Annotated in this window: 17 protein-coding genes and 1 tRNA gene; 13 read left to right on the forward strand and 5 right to left on the reverse strand. The window is 41.2% G+C overall.

Annotated features, from left to right (window positions below; all coding sequences use genetic code 11):
* Positions 1-338: 338 nt before the first annotated feature.
* Both IZT61_RS02925 and IZT61_RS02930 read right to left on the reverse strand, forming a co-directional pair.
* The gene (locus IZT61_RS02925) at positions 339-1,910 is read right to left on the reverse strand and encodes an MGH1-like glycoside hydrolase domain-containing protein (protein WP_196099705.1); all 1,572 of its coding nucleotides are present in this window, start codon (positions 1,908-1,910) and stop codon (positions 339-341) included.
* Positions 1,907-4,639: an alpha-d-galacturonidase gene (locus IZT61_RS02930; protein ID WP_196099706.1), complete on the reverse strand. Its 2,733-nt coding sequence runs from the start codon at positions 4,637-4,639 to the stop codon at positions 1,907-1,909. Before IZT61_RS02930 ends, IZT61_RS02925 begins: the two co-directional genes overlap by 4 nt.
* A gap of 628 nt (positions 4,640-5,267) precedes the next feature.
* On the opposite strand from IZT61_RS02930, the gene IZT61_RS02935 reads away from it, so the two are divergent.
* From IZT61_RS02935 to IZT61_RS02990, 12 genes are all read left to right on the forward strand, one after another.
* A complete protein-coding gene (locus IZT61_RS02935) occupies positions 5,268-6,032 on the forward strand; it encodes an SDR family NAD(P)-dependent oxidoreductase (RefSeq protein ID WP_196099707.1) in 765 nt (254 codons plus the stop codon).
* 486 nt (positions 6,033-6,518) lie between these two features.
* Positions 6,519-7,373, forward strand: a complete 855-nt coding sequence (locus IZT61_RS02940; RefSeq protein ID WP_196099708.1) for a fumarylacetoacetate hydrolase family protein — start codon at positions 6,519-6,521, stop codon at positions 7,371-7,373.
* 1 nt (position 7,374) lies between these two features.
* Entirely contained in the window at positions 7,375-7,704 is a 330-nt protein-coding gene (locus IZT61_RS02945) for an L-rhamnose mutarotase (RefSeq protein ID WP_196099709.1), read from the forward strand.
* Between the two features lie 3 nt (positions 7,705-7,707).
* Positions 7,708-8,529 carry an amidohydrolase family protein gene (locus tag IZT61_RS02950; RefSeq protein WP_196099710.1) on the forward strand — a complete coding sequence of 274 codons (822 nt, stop codon included), beginning with the start codon at positions 7,708-7,710 and terminating at the stop codon, positions 8,527-8,529.
* Positions 8,530-8,626: 97 nt separating this feature from the next.
* Positions 8,627-9,796 carry an alpha-hydroxy acid oxidase gene (locus IZT61_RS02955; protein ID WP_196099711.1) on the forward strand — a complete coding sequence of 390 codons (1,170 nt, stop codon included), beginning with the start codon at positions 8,627-8,629 and terminating at the stop codon, positions 9,794-9,796.
* A 231-nt stretch (positions 9,797-10,027) separates the two neighbouring features.
* On the forward strand, positions 10,028-10,699 hold the full coding sequence (locus tag IZT61_RS02960) for an HAD family hydrolase (protein WP_196099712.1): 672 nt from the start codon (positions 10,028-10,030) through the stop codon (positions 10,697-10,699).
* A gap of 2 nt (positions 10,700-10,701) precedes the next feature.
* Positions 10,702-11,400, forward strand: a complete 699-nt coding sequence (locus IZT61_RS02965) for an NUDIX hydrolase (protein ID WP_196099713.1) — start codon at positions 10,702-10,704, stop codon at positions 11,398-11,400.
* Between the two features lie 165 nt (positions 11,401-11,565).
* A tRNA-Lys gene (locus IZT61_RS02970) sits at positions 11,566-11,638 on the forward strand.
* A 498-nt stretch (positions 11,639-12,136) separates the two neighbouring features.
* Complete coding sequence (locus tag IZT61_RS02975; protein ID WP_196099714.1) at positions 12,137-13,561, forward strand: polysaccharide biosynthesis protein; 1,425 nt, start codon at positions 12,137-12,139, stop codon at positions 13,559-13,561.
* Positions 13,545-13,955 carry a Mov34/MPN/PAD-1 family protein gene (locus tag IZT61_RS02980; RefSeq protein WP_196099715.1) on the forward strand — a complete coding sequence of 137 codons (411 nt, stop codon included), beginning with the start codon at positions 13,545-13,547 and terminating at the stop codon, positions 13,953-13,955. The genes IZT61_RS02975 and IZT61_RS02980 overlap by 17 nt, the downstream gene beginning before the upstream one ends.
* A gap of 2 nt (positions 13,956-13,957) precedes the next feature.
* Positions 13,958-14,242 carry a MoaD/ThiS family protein gene (locus tag IZT61_RS02985; protein ID WP_196099716.1) on the forward strand — a complete coding sequence of 95 codons (285 nt, stop codon included), beginning with the start codon at positions 13,958-13,960 and terminating at the stop codon, positions 14,240-14,242.
* A gap of 2 nt (positions 14,243-14,244) precedes the next feature.
* Entirely contained in the window at positions 14,245-15,387 is a 1,143-nt protein-coding gene (locus tag IZT61_RS02990; RefSeq protein ID WP_196099717.1) for a ThiF family adenylyltransferase, read from the forward strand.
* Positions 15,388-15,424: 37 nt separating this feature from the next.
* On the opposite strand, the gene IZT61_RS02995 is transcribed toward IZT61_RS02990, so the two are convergent.
* From IZT61_RS02995 to IZT61_RS03005, 3 genes are all read right to left on the reverse strand, one after another.
* Positions 15,425-16,579: a serine hydrolase domain-containing protein gene (locus IZT61_RS02995; RefSeq protein ID WP_196099718.1), complete on the reverse strand. Its 1,155-nt coding sequence runs from the start codon at positions 16,577-16,579 to the stop codon at positions 15,425-15,427.
* Between the two features lie 64 nt (positions 16,580-16,643).
* Entirely contained in the window at positions 16,644-17,108 is a 465-nt protein-coding gene (locus tag IZT61_RS03000) for a VOC family protein (RefSeq protein WP_230383832.1), read from the reverse strand.
* A gap of 43 nt (positions 17,109-17,151) precedes the next feature.
* Entirely contained in the window at positions 17,152-17,412 is a 261-nt protein-coding gene (locus IZT61_RS03005) for a hypothetical protein (RefSeq protein ID WP_196099719.1), read from the reverse strand.
* A gap of 80 nt (positions 17,413-17,492) precedes the next feature.
* Here IZT61_RS03005 and IZT61_RS03010 point away from each other — a divergent pair, with 80 nt between their 5' ends.
* Positions 17,493-17,912, forward strand: a complete 420-nt coding sequence (locus IZT61_RS03010; RefSeq protein ID WP_196099720.1) for an acyl-CoA thioesterase — start codon at positions 17,493-17,495, stop codon at positions 17,910-17,912.
* Positions 17,913-18,078: the final 166 nt, after the last annotated feature.

An 18,078-nucleotide genomic window follows, 5' to 3' on the forward strand; every position in this document is an offset into this window, starting at 1 on the left:
TCACTTGTCCATTCATTGCCAGCCCTTACCCGTTGACTGAAGTCAACGGCAATGAAATGCAGGTTGCTTACTTGTAAAGCGCCACATACATCTCGCTTGTCCATTCATTGCCGTCAGTTTCAATTGACTGAAGACGAATCTTGTTGTCATTCTGAGGCACGAAGACCGCGAAGCAGCTACAAAGTAAATCTCTTTCCTATTAGCACTGCCCTCCTTTACCCACCTACGCTCGCTTTTGGTTTGTGCTGTTTTAAAGCCTGCATTCCATCGCTTGGGGTTTCTTCGCTATGCTCAGAATGACAGCTCATTTTTTTACCCACACATTTTAGCCCTATTACTTACATTGATGGGGAGAGGCTCATCTCCACTTTCACAGGCTTTATCTTATTGCCATGATAAATCTCTTTCCCATCTACAAAAATCATGAAGCCTTTTCCCTTATTGTATTTTTCACCGGTTTTATCCCATACTATCGACACTGCTTTATCGTGATACGTCAAGTTATCTAAGGCAAACCAATCCCATTTATTTTTCGGAATTAGGGGCTCCACCTCGAGTACATTATCCTGACGGGGCTTTATCCCTATCAAATCGTTAATAATCAAATCGTTAAATGTAGAATGATTGTAAAAAGTACTTCTTGGGTTATCCCCTTTTAGCCAATAGCCCGTTTTTTCGTCTTGATATTCGCCGATGTATGGCTTATCATCCTTAAAATGCGATGCAGCGTATTGATGCAATTTATCGTAAAACACATTTGCATTCATTTTACCGTGCTTTTTATAATTGGTAAGCAAATTGGCAAGGCCCTTTAGCGTTTGTGAGCTTGCAAAAGGCCATAACGCACCGTCCCATTCGCAGCTATGCCCCGTTCCCCGGGTTCTAAAAGTGGGGTCTCTCCTTTCGGCAGTGGTTAAGCCCCAAGGTGCATTAAAGCCAGCGGTATCTAATATTTGATCCCAAGCTTTGGCATACATCGCTTTATCATCAGGTAAGTTGAAATCCCATGGCGTAAAACCAATCGCCTCACGTACATTTGATGAACCGCCTTTTGCCTTTCTCGTCTCAAAGAAATTCGCTGAAGTATTCCATAAACTATCTTGCACCAAACTTTTAATCGTTAAGGCCTTGTCCCTGTATTTTGACGCCAAGGGTCGATTGCCAAACATTTCGGCGATTTTACTTAAGGCAACCGCGTTTCCGTACATATAACTGTTAATCGTTGGGCGCTGGTTCTGATCTCTTCTTGAACCGCTGATCGATTCTTCCATGCCATCCTTCACATCATTTTGCCAAAACAAGCCATTTTTAAGCTGCCTTTGCGTTTCCCATTTGGCATAATCCTCATCTAATGCCGGAAGTATCTCTTTCAAAAATGCCTGATCGGGCTTTACCAGATAATTTTGATAAACGGCATCATCAATCCAGCTGCTAAACTGATGAAACCGCTGCTTAGTTTGCCCAACATCGGCCTTATAAAGCCAAAATTTAATGTAATCCTTTAAGTAACGGTTATCTTTCAGCCACCGCCCTTCGTAAATATGATGCCCCAAGGCACAACTTATCGAATTGTATTTTCCGGCATGTTTTACAGGCTCAATAAACTCGGTAAAAATAAATCCATCGGGCGTTTTAACGAGGTGCTTTCTAAAAGTCCACCATCGATAGTAATAATTTTGCTCCAATACCGAATCCGGACATTCGAACATCGGTGCCTGCTCAGCCAGCCAATTAAACGCCTCACTATTTGGAACATAATTCTTCACAGCTTCGGTATCAATTGAATTAAAATACGTGACATATTTTTTCAATTTAGCTGTTCCTAAAATGGCTTGCTGTTGCGCAAAACCCGTCATGGTCATTACCGACAATGAAACGGTTGCAATTAAATTTCTTGTATTTATCATCATTCAAATAACCAGTCTATATCCTTTCCGCGTCCATCCAAACCTGCATTAAAAATGCGTAGTTCTTGTTTATCATCAATAAAACCCAATACCAAACACTCGCCCTTGCCCAAATTTAAGGTATGTGTTCCCGCTGGGAAAGAGTAAGCATGAACATTGGCAGGCGGATAGCCATTTAACACGAGCGCATTCGAGATCTTTATTTCCGACTGGCCGTAATTATTGGCGCTTGCATCGGTTTCTAATTGTGGTGGCGCTAAAAACTTAGCGTCTTTTTGATTGAAGAAACCTACCAATAACTTTACCGGAACTTTGGTAGTAAACTTGATCTCCGTTCCTGTTTTAAGTTGTTTTTGCCTCGAAAGCTTCACTCCCTTTAAACCGATCAGTTGCTCAGCCACTTCCTTAATTTGAACGGTTGTATCGGCAAAAACATTTACGCCTTTATTAACACCATAGCTTTCGGTTACGTTAAGCACATTTACATTGGCCGCTTTGTAAGGTACAATCTTAGCAACCGCACCTCCTTTTATCGATTTTAGTGAATCGATACTTTGCTTAAAATGATTGAGCTCGCGGGTAAAAACGGGCAACATTTCTCGCCAGTGGATAAAGGTTTTATCTACGCCACGCATCGGTATTTTGCGCTGCTTGGTTTGCATGCTATTGGCGTATAAGTAGCTGCTATCCGTCAACTTAACCAATTTTGCATAATGATCTACACTTTTTTGAATAAACGGCAAGGCTTGTTCTAAATCAGCCACATTGTTCGAATATTTATAACGCAATACCCAAAGTGCCGATTTTACCTTCTCGGCATAAAAGTTGGCCATTTCGTCGTAACAGTACATATCGTTTTTTAGGCGATTAAACTCCTCAACATCTTTTGTGGCCTTAACCGAATTGATTGATACCAAGGCCTTTTTTCCATGTTCAACTACTTCTTTTGCAATTTGAACGGGCGTTTCGCCGATGTGGCCTTGCTTCTTCCATTCTTTTTCGGCATAATCGATAATCATTTCGCCCTCAGGCGCTTCCGACTCGTACATTAAAGTAAATAAGCCGTATCTAAAGGGGTTAATCAACTGCGTCATCAACATGCCCAAGGTCAACGTTTGCCTGTTGCCATCGGTAATGCCATATCTGCGCAACAACTTTGGCGATATCTCTCCCGATTCTTCGTAAGCATTCAAAATCGCCTTGCCGCCCGCTAAATCAGCGCCGTACTTATTGGCCAGTTCCTTGCCCCAGTAATTAATTTCCTCATTCCGATCGCGTTGCGATTTCCACGCATAACGTGCCCATTCCTTGTACCAAATCCAATCGCGATCAACCTCCAAAATTCTTCCCTGTACGTTATCGGCTGCGTAAGGCCAATCCCAATAGCTATGTTGCGGATATAAATGCAACCCTTTGGCATTGTATATTTTGTTCATCGCCTGAACCGATTTCTGGATAAAATCGGCCGATCCGTATCTAAAAGGCTCCAAGTTGGCCAAAATATGCACGTTCGAAATATTAATAGTTCCGATAGCGGCCAGTTTTCTGTTCAGTTCCGCCCAATCGCCACGTGGTTCGTATGTGGTTAAAGCTTCACCATTAAATTTATTTTCGGTATAAAGATTTTTGTATAAGGGCAAGGCGGCTTTCATCACGCTCGGTGCATCGGTATCGTGCGCCCGCAACACAATTGGCGGTTCTTCCTTAATTCCGGCGGCTTTCAAACCGTCTTTTACACCGGGGATAATCGTCTTCGTAAACCAATCGATATCATCCTGCCCCACGCCTTCCATTGCCTCGCCCAAAGCAACCATTAAGCCTACATTCGGGTATTTCTCTACAAAGGCCGAAATCGATTTCTTGGTGTAATCGGCAATCAGCGGAATAATCGGGCGATTGCGATCTTGTGTTTTTAACCCATGTTTATCTGCAAAAGGCTTCGGAATAATGATGTTGTAAAACATCTGAATTACCCAAATGCCACGTTTATCGGCCTCGTGGGTTAAAAACTGAAAAATCTCCTCATTTTTCTTCAATGTTGGCTCATCAACCTCTACCGCATAGGGATAATCCTTTAACCTTAACAGCGACGAAAATGGATGTCCGTTCCATAGGTAAAGCGAATTGTAACGGTTTTCGACCATCATGTCGAGATACTTGATCCACAGTTTTTTATCGTAAAGCCACGGAAAGGTTTCGGATGTGTAGGGATATTCGTAAACATCGTGCCCGGGAAGATAATCGGGCTTCTGGAGGCCGATGCAAGTGCCCCGCAAAACCATTTCTGGGTGATCGGCCAGCGATAAAGTTTCGGGCAGCTGCTTTTGCGCTTCAATCTGATTTATCAGTTCCATACAGCCGTAAAGTGCCCCCGAAGTATCGTAACCAATAATATATAACGTACCGTTTTGCGTTTTCGAAATCACAAAACTTTCTTTTTGACTGGCAACCTTGCTTTTTATGGCCTGCGGAACACCAGCCATAAAACCGTTATCTGTTAAAACGCCAACCACAATCAAGCCCTTCGCCTGAGTCGATCTTTGTTTTTTCGCAATCTTTATTGTATAACCGATGGTGGATAGCGCTTTTGATAGCTTTTCAACGCCAAAACTTATCCGCGAATGATCCTCGTTGGAAATAACGATTGTTTTTTGCTTTTTATCAATGGTAAGTGCTTCGGAAAAAATGGGAAACGTAATTAAGCAGATGGTAAAGATCAGAAAATTTCTCATTCGCATGGCTTTAATAACAAGCTCCGTTCAGAAGCTTTTTTTAAAATATTTGGTTAAAATTTTTTGTAAAATAGTCATCGGATGAAGATTAGCAATGCGCCCAGATTCATCCGATGACTTCTCAGTTATTCTATGCAATAGTCATCGGATGAATATTTGCAATGCGCCTAGATTCATCCGCTGACTTCTCGGTTTCAATAGTCATCGGATGAATATTTGCAATGCGCCCAGATTCATCCGATGACTTCTCAGTTATTCTATGCAATAGTCATTGGATAAATATTTGCAATGCGCCTAGATTCATCCGATGACCCCTCAACTATTATTTACATATAAAAACAACATTCAAATATAAGAAAAACAGATTAACCATTGTGTAAAATTTCTGCAAGGTAAAGCCCGCTGAAACGCCAGAAACGGATTTGATAATATAGGCTCAGATTTTGATAAAAACGGAAAGGTTTTAATCAACAATATTTATTTTATTTGTATTCCAATTCTAATCAATTATAATCTTCGGCTGGTGCAACATGCTGGCAAACGCATTTAAATTTATAGTTTTTTGGAAGACGAACCATTTTAATTCATATATTTCATCATACAATTGAACATTATTTAAAGCAAGAACATGTTTTCATTAACAAATAAAAAAGCAGTAGTTACCGGCGGTGGAAGCGGAATTGGAAAGGCCATTGCAACTACCCTTGCAAAGCAGGGCGCCGAGGTTCATATTATAGAGCTGGGTATTGAGCAGGCAGCATCTACCCTAGCCGAAATCAGCAGCGCTGGCGGACGAGCTTTCAGTTATGCCTGCGATGTGGCCGACCACCAAGCTGTTAAAAATATTTTTGAACAAATTGGCAAGATAAATATTTTGGTAAACAACGCCGGTATTGCACATATTGGCAAGGCCGATACCACTGAAGAATCTGATTTTGACCGCATTATGCTGGTAAACGTAAAAGGGGTTTATAACTGTTTATACGCTGCCATTCCGCAAATTAGGGCAGCAGGCGGCGGTGTAATTATTAACATGGCCTCCATTGCCTCGCTAATTGGCCTCCCTGATCGCTTTGCTTATAGCACGGCAAAAGGTGCGGTAAAAGCGATGACGATGAGTGTGGCAAAAGATTATATCGGAGAAAATATTAGATGTAACTCCATTTCGCCTGCCCGGGTGCATACTCCGTTTGTAGATGGCTTTTTGCAAAAGAACTATCCTGATAATATTGAGGAAATGTTTGAGAAACTATCTAAAACACAACCCATCGGCAGAATGGCCAAACCCGAGGAAATTGGTGCATTGGCCTTATACTTATGTAGCGATGAAGCATCGTTTATTACTGGTTGCGACTACCCTATTGATGGTGGTTTTACAACTTTGAATAATTAATGCCGATAAGGGCTAACGACACATTTTTAGCAAAAAATCACTATGGAATGACGATGCTTATAGAATCAATCGCGGGGGTTTCTATAAAAGAAGTCGTCATTTCGACCGAAGTGCTCCATAGGAGCTCCCACGGAGGAGAAATCTTAGCGCAAAGTTAGGTCCAAAGATTTCTCGGCTGCGCTCGAAATGACGGTTTTGAATTGTTTTTAAAAAACTCAATGGTAACTTCCCGAGAAGTCGGGACAAGTGGTCGAAAGGACTTGTATAAGTGCTTAAAAAGGCGTTTTGGAAAACTCAACATGAGAAATACAAATCGGATTGAGCTTTTTAAAACAGCCTTACGTTACTGGCCTTACAAACCGAAATTAATCGGTTTGAAGAACTTAACAACCCCAAAAAAAATAAGGGCTTTAATTTTTTGTTTTAGCACCAGCACCTTCTTATTTTAACGAATACAAATTTAAATCAATATAAATACCTTTAAAAATGAAATTAATACGATTTGGCGAGCCGGGATTTGAAAAACCGGGTGTAATTATAGATGAGAAATATTTTGATGTTTCGGCATTGGTAAACGATTACGACGAGGCATTTTTTGGCGGCGATGGACTTGAAAAACTAAAAAAGGACATCGAATCGGCCACTTTAACCGAAGTAGACAAAGGCGTTCGCTTAGGTCCTGCCTTGGCTCGTCCATCTAAAATTATCTGCGTGGGGTTAAACTACAAAGATCATGCTGCCGAAACCAATGCGCCGATTCCGGCCGAACCCATTTTGTTTTTTAAGGCTACTTCGGCCATCGTTGGTCCTAATGATGATCTTATTATCCCAAAAAACAGTAAAAAAACCGATTGGGAAGTTGAATTGGCCATTGTAATCGGTAAAAAAGCGAGCTACGTTAGCCAAGAAAACGCCTTGGATCATATTGCCGGCTATGTTTTGCATAACGATTATAGCGAACGCGAATTTCAGATTGAGCGAAACGGACAATGGGTAAAGGGCAAAAGCTGCGATACATTTGCACCCATCGGGCCATTTATTGCCACGCAAGATGAAATTGCCGATGTACATAACCTTCGCCTTTGGTTAACCGTAAACGGAGAAACCTTGCAAGATGGAAATACATCGAACTTGATCTTTAATGTGCCTTTTATGATTTCGTACATCAGCCAGTTTATGACGCTTTTACCGGGCGATGTTATTACAACAGGAACTCCTGCTGGTGTAGGCTTAGGCCAAAAACCCGAACCTTGGTATTTAAAAGCTGGCGATGTGGTGGAGTTGGGAATTGACGGATTGGGCAGCAGCAAACAAACGGTTAAGGCCTATCAAGAAAACTAATATGAAAAGATACTGCTTTACACTCGATTTGATCGATGATGACGAACTTATTGCTGCGTACAAGCAGTATCATCAAGCGGTTTGGCCTGAGATTTTAGACAGCATTACCTCCGCTGGCATTACCGATATGGAGATATACCTCAGTGGAAACCGCCTCTTTATGATTATGGACACGAACGAGGCTTTCTCTTTTGACGAAAAAGCGAAGGCCGATTTGAAAAATACTAAAGTGCAGGAATGGGAAACTTTGATGTGGAAATACCAGCAAGCGCTTCCCGGTGCAAAAGCGGGCGAAAAATGGAGAATGATGGATAAAATCTTTAAACTTTAATTTATGATTGACACGCACGTACACTTCTGGAATTTTGATCCCGTTAGAGATAGTTGGATTACCGATGACATGAAAGTTATCCGAAAAGATTTTTCGCCCAAAAACCTGATGCGAATTTACGGTGAGCTTAAAATTTCGGGATGTATTGCCGTGCAGGCCAGTCAGACAGAAGCAGAGAACGAATTTCTGCTCTCCTTAGCTAATCACAACGATATTATTAAGGGAATTGTAGGATGGATTGATCTGAAAAACCCGAATTTGATTGAGCGATTATACTATTGGAACAACTTTAAGAAAATTAAGGGCTGGCGACATGTGCTTCAGGCCGAAAGCGCTGAGTTTATTCTCGATCCCAAATTTATCGATGGTATTAAACAGCTGAAAAATTACGGTTACACATACGATTTGCTATGTTACCACAATCAATTGGAAAGCATCATTAAAATGGTCGATCAAATTCCCGAGCAGCCTTTTGTGTTAGATCATTGCGGCAAACCTGATGTAAAATCGCAGGATTTAAGCGCTTGGGCCGAGAATATTAAAATACTTGCTCAAAATCCACGTGTGTACTGCAAAATCTCTGGCCTGTTGGCAGAAGCTGACTGGAAAAACTGGAAAGAGGTAGAAATTTTTAATTGCTTCGATGTTATTTTCGAAAACTTCGGTCCAAACCGTGTTATGTACGGAAGCGATTGGCCTGTAATGCTAATTAGCAGACCGTATTTAGATTGGTTTAACTTGGTAAGCAAATATGTTGAGCGATTTACCGAGCAGGAAAGGAAACTAATTTTTAACGCAAATGCCAAAGCTTTTTACAAGGTGTAGCCTGTTCAAATAGCAGATAGTGCAGGATGGAAAGCTGAATACAAAATACTAGTTTTCGCCTTTCAAACAGATGTCTGAGTTAGATAACCAAATAAATATGAGTAAAAAGATTACATTTCCTTACCATTCACAATACCCTTCCGTTGCCGATTTAAGAAAAAAGGCAAAAACGAGAATTCCCAAATTTGCTTTTGATTATTTGGAAGGCGGCTGTAATGAAGGCCTCAACTTAGCCCGAAATGAGAACGATTTCGACGATATCTACTTAAAACCAAATTATTTACGCGTTGGCGGAGATATTGATATGTCTGTCGAACTATTTGGTCGTAAATATAGCGCCCCATTTGGAATATCGCCCATCGGTTTACAAGGATTGATGTGGCCCAACGCACCAGAAATTTTGGCCAAAGCGGCTGCTAAACACGATATTCCGTATACTTTAAGCACCGTATCAACCAGCAGCATTGAGCGGATTGCAGAAGTTTCAGACGGAAAAGCGTGGTTTCAATTGTACCACCCAACGGAAAATAGTTTAAGGGACGACATTTTGAATAGATTGAAGGCTGTTGAATGTCCTGTTTTGGTTGTTCTGGTCGATGTTCCCGCATTTGGCCTTCGCTACAAGGAAATTAAGAGCGGATTATCTATTCCGCCCAAAATGTCGATAAACAACATCTTGCAGGCCTTTGCTCGTCCTTTATGGGGAATTAAGACCTTGCAACATGGCATTCCATCGTTTGCTACGCTAAAACCTTACATGGAAAAAGGCATGGACATGTCGCAACTCGGGCAGTTTATGAACAAAACTTTTACCGGAAAGGTTGATATTGAAAAAGTGTCGGCCATACGCGATCTGTGGAAAGGTCCATTGGTGCTTAAAGGTATTGCCACCGACGAAGACATGCAGGCGGCTATCCAAATTGGCGTAGATGGTGTGATTGTTTCAAACCACGGAGGAAGACAAATCGATGCTGGCGAATCATCAATAAACTCACTAATTAAACTAGCCAACAACCCGTTGTATAAGTCAAAGCTTAAAATAATGCTCGATGGTGGCATCCGCTCAGGTGTAGATTTGGCGAGAGCGCACGCCGTCGGGTCGGAGTTTAATTTTATGGGTCGCCCGTTTATGTACGGTGTTGGCGCCCTGGGCGATCAGGGAGGAGAACATACGATCAACATGTTCAAAACCCACCTCTACCAAATTATGCAACAATTAACCATCGAAAAAATTACTCAATTTCCTGATCGGCTATTAACGCCTTAAATGAGGGCTTAAAGAAATACTAAGTCGAAAACGAAGGTCAAGTTTTAAAAAACTTGACCTCTTTCTTTTAAAACTATTCTAAAATATCAAGCAATCGACCATCAAAAATCCATCTTTCGTCCAAAGCTCACACAAATAAATTAGCGTTGTTATAACGATTATAGATTTAATTCTTTTAATATTGGGCTGTTTTTGACGTGTTTAAAAAAATCATATCTATTTTCGCATTCGATGCAAAACTTCAACTTTAAACCAAAGGCATTTCTGTTCGATTTGAACGGGACCATGATTAACGACATGGAATACCACACGCTGGCCTGGCAATTTGTAATGAACGAAAGCTTAGGCGAAAATCTCGATTACGAAACGGTAAAGAGAGAGATGTATGGAAAAAATCACGAGGTTTTGGAACGCGTTTTCGGTAGAGGTCGGTTCAATACGGAGCAGATGGACAGGTTGTCGATCGAAAAAGAAAGACGTTATCAGCAAAGCTATTTACCGCATTTAGCCCTTTTAGATGGCTTGTCAGCATTTTTAGCAAAAGCAAAAACACATGGAATTTTAATGGCCATAGCTTCTGCGGCCATTCCCTTCAACATCGATTTCGTTGTCGATGGATTAAAGATTCGCGATTACTTAGCGGCGATTGTGAGTGCCGACGACGTGCAACATAGCAAACCCGATCCAGAAACTTTTCTAAAGGCGGCCGATGCGCTTCATGTTTCGCCAAATGACTGTTTGGTATTTGAAGACGCCCCGAAAGGTGTAGAATCGGCCTTAAATGCGGGCATGAAATGTATCGTACTTTGCACAACGCATTCTGCCGCCGAATTTGAAGGGTATCCGAACATTTTAGGCTACATTGTGAATTATAACGATCAAAAATTAAACTCTTTATTTTAGAAATGGCTAAATACTTAAACCAGAAACCTGTTCTTGTTGCGGTAGATTGTATCATCTTTGGTTACGATGGCGAAGACCTAAAGTTACTGATTATTAAAAGAGCCATAGAACCGGTAAAAGATCAATGGAGCTTAATGGGCGGGTTTATCGGCGAGCAGGAAGACCTTGACGGGGCCGCTAAACGCATCTTGTTGGAGCTAACTGGTTTGCACGATGTTTATCTTGAACAACTCCATGCCTATGGCCGCCCCGACCGCGACCCAATTGAACGTACGGTTTCAGTGGTTTATTTTGCGCTGATCGATATCAACAAATACAGCAAGCAAATCAACGATCAGTTTCATGCGGAATGGTTTAAACTGAAGGAGGTGCCGGCGTTGATATTCGACCACAATGAAATGGTTAAGGCCGCAATGGACAAAATTCGTTACCAGGCGGCTTTACACCCCATATTGTTCGAGCTGCTGCCAAAAAAGTTTACTATTCCCCAACTTCAGGCTTTGTACGAACAGGTGTATGACGCCCCCGTTGATAACCGCAACTTTATCAGGAAAATTACCGCAAGTGGACTATTAATTAAACAAACCGAAAAAGACAAATCAAGCTCGCGACGCGGTGCCTTTTATTTTAAGCTCGACAAGAACAAACACAAGGCCCAATTTCAGTCGTTTTTAAATTTTATACCGAAGTCGAATAAATAATTTTAAAAAAAAATCATTTTTTTTTTCGAACCTACAAAATTATAAATCAACCACTTGTTAAATATTTTTTTTCAGCTTGTAGAAAGCACTGCAAACAAATGGCAAAAATATTTGCACGATTAATTTTTATCCCTATATTTGCACCTCCTTAAACAACAAGGAAATGATTCCGTAGCTCAGCTGGTAGAGCATTACACTTTTAATGTAGTGGTCCTGGGTTCGAATCCCAGCGGGATCACAGAAAGCTTCACAGAAATGTGAGGCTTTTTTGTTTTTTAATCCCAACGCCGCACACCCTAAATCCCCCCCCAAAAACCTACCGAAGTACCCGATCTTTTACATTAATCAGCAATAAAAACGCTAATTCAGGGCAGAATTTCGTAAATTGCGAAGACAGATTTGCAAGGCTTCTGCCCACATTTCAACCATCATCACCTACATAAAATGCCTCCAGAAATCGTTCCAATTATCATCATTAGTTCTGTTGCAACACTCGTACGGTCGACCTTTAGCTTTGGCGAGTGATTACGCTATTCGGAATAAAAAGCTGAAAGAGCAAAAAAAATACTACACCGCATTTTACCCACTGTGCCTGACTTGTAAATCCTTACAAAGCTGTAGTATTAAAGGGCTATTGTTCGCCGTCGTTATTGTCTATAATTTCGCTCATAACCTGTAAATAAATATCACTATTTACCTACTGGGTTAACAGAATTTAAAATTTGGACTATCGATCATGAATAAAATTAACCATGAAGAAATCGCTTCAATTTATGATCTAGTATGGCAATTATCACCAAAATATAAAGATCCGCTTACTTACAACACGCTTACAGACTTAACAGATCAACTTATTGCCGCTTACAAGGAAAATGGCAGATTAGATGAGAATCCTTTCGCTACCACAGCCGACAGAACATTAAGTCTGCCCCAGGACGAAATGAAGTCCCTTCTTGACGGTCAGGTTTGCTTAGTAACCGGAGGGCTTGGCTGCGTAGGCAGCAACCTGGTAAATAAGCTACTCACGTTCGGCGCAAAACGAATTGTTATCATTGATAAAACAAAAATATCCGAAAATCCATTCTCCGATGAAAGCGTAACAATCATCAATTGCGACATTGTTGATCGAGATCACCTGATCGAATGTTTTAAACAACATCAGCCCGGCCTGGTGTTTCATACTGCAGCGCAGCGCAACCCCGGTTACGCCGAAGATCATGCGTTTGAAACCATTAACGACAACGTAATTGGCACCTTAAATGTTGTTCAGGCGTGCGAGTTAAGCGGTTCTGTAAAACATTGCGTTTTCTCATCTACAGGTAAGGCAAGCAGATATTTTACCAGCGAGGTTTATGCGGCAAGCAAAAAAATATGTGAATTTATTTTCGACCATTATGCAAAAAGGAGCGAAATCCTGTATTCAATGGTACGGTTTACGCATATCCTCGATAATAGCCTAATGCACACCGAGCTAAAAAACAATGAAGAAGTTGATCATGTGGCCATTCATAGCCCCGGCAAATATGTAACCGCTCAAAATGTTAACGAGGCGGTTCACCTCATGTTAAACGCGGTTATTTGCGCTAAGCCGAAAAAATCAGCTTTTCTCATTGTCAGAAATCTCGAGTGGCCGGTAGAAAGCCTCGAAGTGGCCCTCTATTATATACAAAAACGAGGCAAAACCATACCGGTAATATTTAGGGGAAATCCGCCCGGATATAAAGAAAAATTCTTTCGCGGGCAATTAGACTGGTCTCAACCGCACGATCTAAACCTCTTGATCAATGTTTACGAAAACAATGAGCGTAGTATCAGCGGTACAGAAGATATCATTACATCGTCTATTTTACCCATTGCGGATGACATTCTAACCGCCGATCTGGCTAAATTATCGTCCCTTCAAAATAACGCTGACGCAAAAGCCTGGCTTACTTCAACGCTGTACCGTTGTGTAGCGTCGTCGCTCGAGAAGGCCGATGAAACTGATACATTGAAGATTTTAAAGTGGGGCCTTGATGAGAATTACCTCTCTCACGAGCAGTGCGAAGTAGAAAGCTTTAAAGAGATTATTCAGATACTGACCGACAGCATACAAACGGTTACACTAAAAGAAGAGGCACAAAATTTAAAGGCAAATTTCGAGCATGCACATATCTATTGATGAAGAAGCGCTCTCAACCATACAAATTAGCGCTAAAAACAGTTTTCCAAATGAATGTTGCGGGTTCTTGTTCGGCAACGAATCGAATATCGCCTTTGCAACAGAAGTAATCAATACGAGCGAAAAAAGAAAAACAGTATCTTTTCAAATCAGCGCAACCGATTATATAGCCGCAGAGCAACTGGCCCTGGAGAAAGATGCGAAACTGCTTGGTGTGTATCACTCCCACCCTAACGAGCCAGCAATGCCTTCCGTTGAAGACCACGAAGCTGCCTTTCCCAATTTCCTGTACCTTATACTATCACTATCAAAAACTAAAATTAATGAACTCAAAGGTTGGAAACTCAATCACGAAAATGCCTTTGAAGAACAACTTATAAAAACAATAAATTAACCATGGCAACTGTTTTAATTCCCACTCCCCTTCGAAAATACACAAACAATACCGCAAAGGTAAATGCCTCTGGGCATACTGTCGCTGAAATTATGAACGATTTGGTGTCGACCTATCCCGACATGAAAAAGTATTTATTCGACGGCGCAGGCACCATCAGGTCGTTCGTTAATATCTTTGTTGATCAGGAAGATGTAAGAAGCCTCAATCGAACCGAAACCGAGGTTGAAACGAACTCCATCGTCAGTATTGTACCCGCCATTGCTGGTGGCATTTATAAAAAATAACCATGTCTAAAATTACATTTTCAGCAGCTGAAAAATCGCGGTATAACCGCCACATCATCATGCCCGATTTTGGAATTGAGGCACAGGAAAGGCTCAAAGCTTCGAGCGTACTCGTAATTGGTGCTGGCGGCTTGGGCAGCCCCATGTTGCTTTATCTGGCAGCCGCCGGAATAGGCAAAATTGGCATCCTCGATTGTGATGTTGTTGACGATAGCAACTTACAACGTCAAATTGTTTTCGGGATAGATTGCATCGGCAAACCAAAAGCCGACGAAGCCAAACAGCGACTCGAATTGCTAAATCCGTATATCGAGATCAAAGTGCACAATACTCAGATCACCGCTTCAAACGCAATAGAAATCTTAAAGCAATACGATGTTGTTGCGGATGGTACTGACAACTTCCCCACCCGCTATTTAGTGAACGATGCTTGTGTAATTTTGGGAAAACCCAGTGTATATGCATCAATTTACCAGTTCGAGGGACAGGTTTCGGTTTTCAACAATTTAATGGCCGATGGAAGCCGTGGTCCGAATTACAGGGATATCTTTCCCTTTCCACCAGAACCAGGATCGGTACCCAACTGCTCGGAGGCCGGCGTACTTGGCGTATTGCCCGGAATAATTGGCAGCATGCAGGCGCTCGAGGTAATTAAAGTTGTAGCCAATGTGGGTGAAACGCTGAGCGGAAAGCTTTATACTTTTAATGCATTATCGTTCGAATCGATGACGTACAACATCAAGAAGAATTTTGATAACGACGAGATCATCAAAGGTGGTTTAATTGATTACGAACAGTTTTGTGGCGTACCGGCAATCGAAAAAAAGCTAAAAGAGGTTTCGCCCGCAGAACTCATAGAATGGCAAAAAAGCGGTGAGAAAATACAAATTATCGATGTACGAGAAGCCTACGAATACGATATTGTAAATATAGACGGCGAGCTGATTCCGCTTTCAGCCATCGAAAAAGAGTACGCCAAAATCTCTACCGATAAAAAGGTAATTATTCACTGTAAAATGGGTGGCAGAAGTGCAGCCGCTATTAAATTAATAGAAGAAAAACACGGGTTAACCAACCTGTATAACTTAAAAGGCGGAATTGTTAACTACATCCGGGAGCTTGAATTAGACATGCCAATTTACTAAAGCAAAGTAGCCTACATCGATCCAGCAAGCGGTTTAACTAAGGTTTTTTCTTGATAAAAGCATTGTAAAGGCAGTTGATCGCCGCCCTGCTAAAATCCGGAAAATCGCCGGTATAGGTTGCATTGATTCCATTGGTGATGGTTACGAAACCAAATTTATCCTTGGGCGAAAAAAACATGGTGCTATACAAGCCGTAAGCAGAGCCGCTGTGTCCCTTTAGCTGTACGTTGGGGATAAGGTCGTCAGCACTGCGGATGGCCAAACCATAACCCTCATCATCAGTAAGAGCGGTTTGCATTTGTTTTGCGCTTTTCTTACTTATAATTTTAACCCCATTGCTGGTGCCGTAGTTCATGTGCATGATCATGTATTTCGCCAAATCGGTAGCCGAGATCTTCATACCGCCAGTGGGCGAGAAAATTGGCGTCGAATACCCCATTACGTAGTTTTTAATCTCCGCTCTTCTCGGTGCATAAGCGGCCGCGGCGAGTGTAAACGATTTATTATCGGGGTGATACTCGTACAAATTAACAAAGCGGTTACTATCCAACGAGTCTACACAGTAACCTGCATAAAGTCCAAGCGGGTTTAAAACGTGTTTTTTAACATAATTATCAAAGCGTTCGCCAGAAGTTTTTTCAATTATAGTCCCAATTAAATTGAAGTTCAAATTGCAATAATCGAATTTGGTGCCCGGTTTATAGTCGTTATAACATTTAGCCCAGTTCGGATTTTTCTCAGGATTAATAATGTCGAGATTAAGATATCCCTGACTGTCGTTTAAGCTCGAGGTATGAGAAAGTGCCATTTTCAATGTGATCTTCTCGTCCGGAAATTTTGGGTTTCTGATTTTAAAACCCACTAAATCGCCGAAGTCATCATCAAGATGTAACTTGCCCTGTTCTACCAATTGCATGATCGAAGTTGCCGAGAATGACTTGGAAATAGAAGCGATCCGGAAAATATCGCTGTCTGATAAAGGAGTCTTATCCTCGAGATTCTTCACGCCGAACGAATGCGTATAGATAATCTTACCGTTTTTTACTACCGCAACCGAAGCGCCTACGGCGCTATATTTTTGCATTACTTTTTCAAACTCCTGCTCAACAGTAGTTTCCTGTGCAAATGAGGCAAGGTTTAAAAAGATAAATGAAAACGCAACAAGTACTGCTCTTGATAATTTTAGTTTCATATTTAAGGGACTTAGCGCTAAATATAGCATTTGATCGACCGCTTTAACACACGTACTAAAAAAATTACTTGTCGTCGTTTACTTCAAGCCAATGCCCATCAGGATCTTTAAAGTAAATTTGCTTAACGCCATCTACCCTTTTCGTTACCGCACCCGCTTTACCTGGCCAGTCTTCAAAAGCAATTTTTTTCGCATTCAATTTTTCGATAAAGCGATCGATTGATTGCACACTAAAACACAAGTGATTATTTTTATTAAACGTAGCACTGGCCCCTTCGCCCGATATGAGATGTAAGTGCCCAACGCTACCCAACGAAAACCAGGTGTGCTTTCCATCTTTAAATGGCTCGGGAATAATGTTCAGATTAAAAAGTTGCTGATAAAATTCGGTAGATGTTTGAAGATTATCAACGTAAACCGCAATGTGGTTCAGCACCGCCGGTTGATCTTGTTTGCTTTCTTGAGCCATGCTGGTTTGGAAGATTAAAGAAATAATGGAAGACAAGATTGTAATTTTCAGTCTTTTCATGAGCTGAGTTAAATTTAAAATTTAGTGGAAAATATATTACTTTTTACTTGATAGTATGTAAGTTTTCCTGGTTAAAACAGTAGAAGGATAATTCATCTGAACTAAGCATTCGGACGACGGATGATGATGCCTTTTCCCTGAGGGACTTTAATGGCCGACCACCGTTCATCATTACTGCAATACGGTTCAGCTCCAACAGACTAAAAAAGCGTTGCCTGGCTGTACGGTTTAAATAAACGCGGTCACGCTCTTTAACAATGCTTTCGTGTGGAATATCAGTATCGTAAAATGTAAGTTTTCCCATCCTATCAAACATACGAAAATGCAAGCATTAATACACTTTGCCAACATTAAATACCTTACTTTTGCAAAAAACATTTACCCTTGGAAAAGAATCAATTTAGCATTTTCGAAAGCGAATTACGCGTGCGCCCCGATGATATCGACATGTTTAACCACGTACATAACAGCAAATATTTAGATTATGTATTGGCGGCACGTTACGAGCAGATGGAGAAATTTTACGGCATGCCCTGGGAACATTTTACAAAACAAGGCTTGGGCTGGGTAGTAAGCCACGTTAATATTAACTTCAAGCGTCCGCTTTTAATGAATGATCAAATGGTGATTAGAACCGGAATTTTAACCATGCACGATAAAGGCTGTTCCGTTCAGTTCGAAATCATCAATAAGAAAACAGGTAAAGTGGCATCAGATGGCACCTTCGATTATGTGTTGATTGATTTGAACACCAGCCGCGGAACAAAAGTTACCGAAGAAATGATTAAGGCGTATAGCATTTAGTCGGTTAAATCGATTTAAAACGCCGGATTTATTTAATTTGATCTTGAAAAATAAAAAAATCCTTTAAGAACTACGAAATCATTCCCTATCTTTAACTCCATCAAAACGACAGCCCCATGATAGTACCAGCAATCCGTTTGAGGTTTTAACTAACCGAGGGTTCCCT

Origin of the sequence: Pedobacter endophyticus (genome assembly GCF_015679185.1) — a bacterium.
GTDB lineage: Bacteria > Bacteroidota > Bacteroidia > Sphingobacteriales > Sphingobacteriaceae > Pedobacter > Pedobacter endophyticus.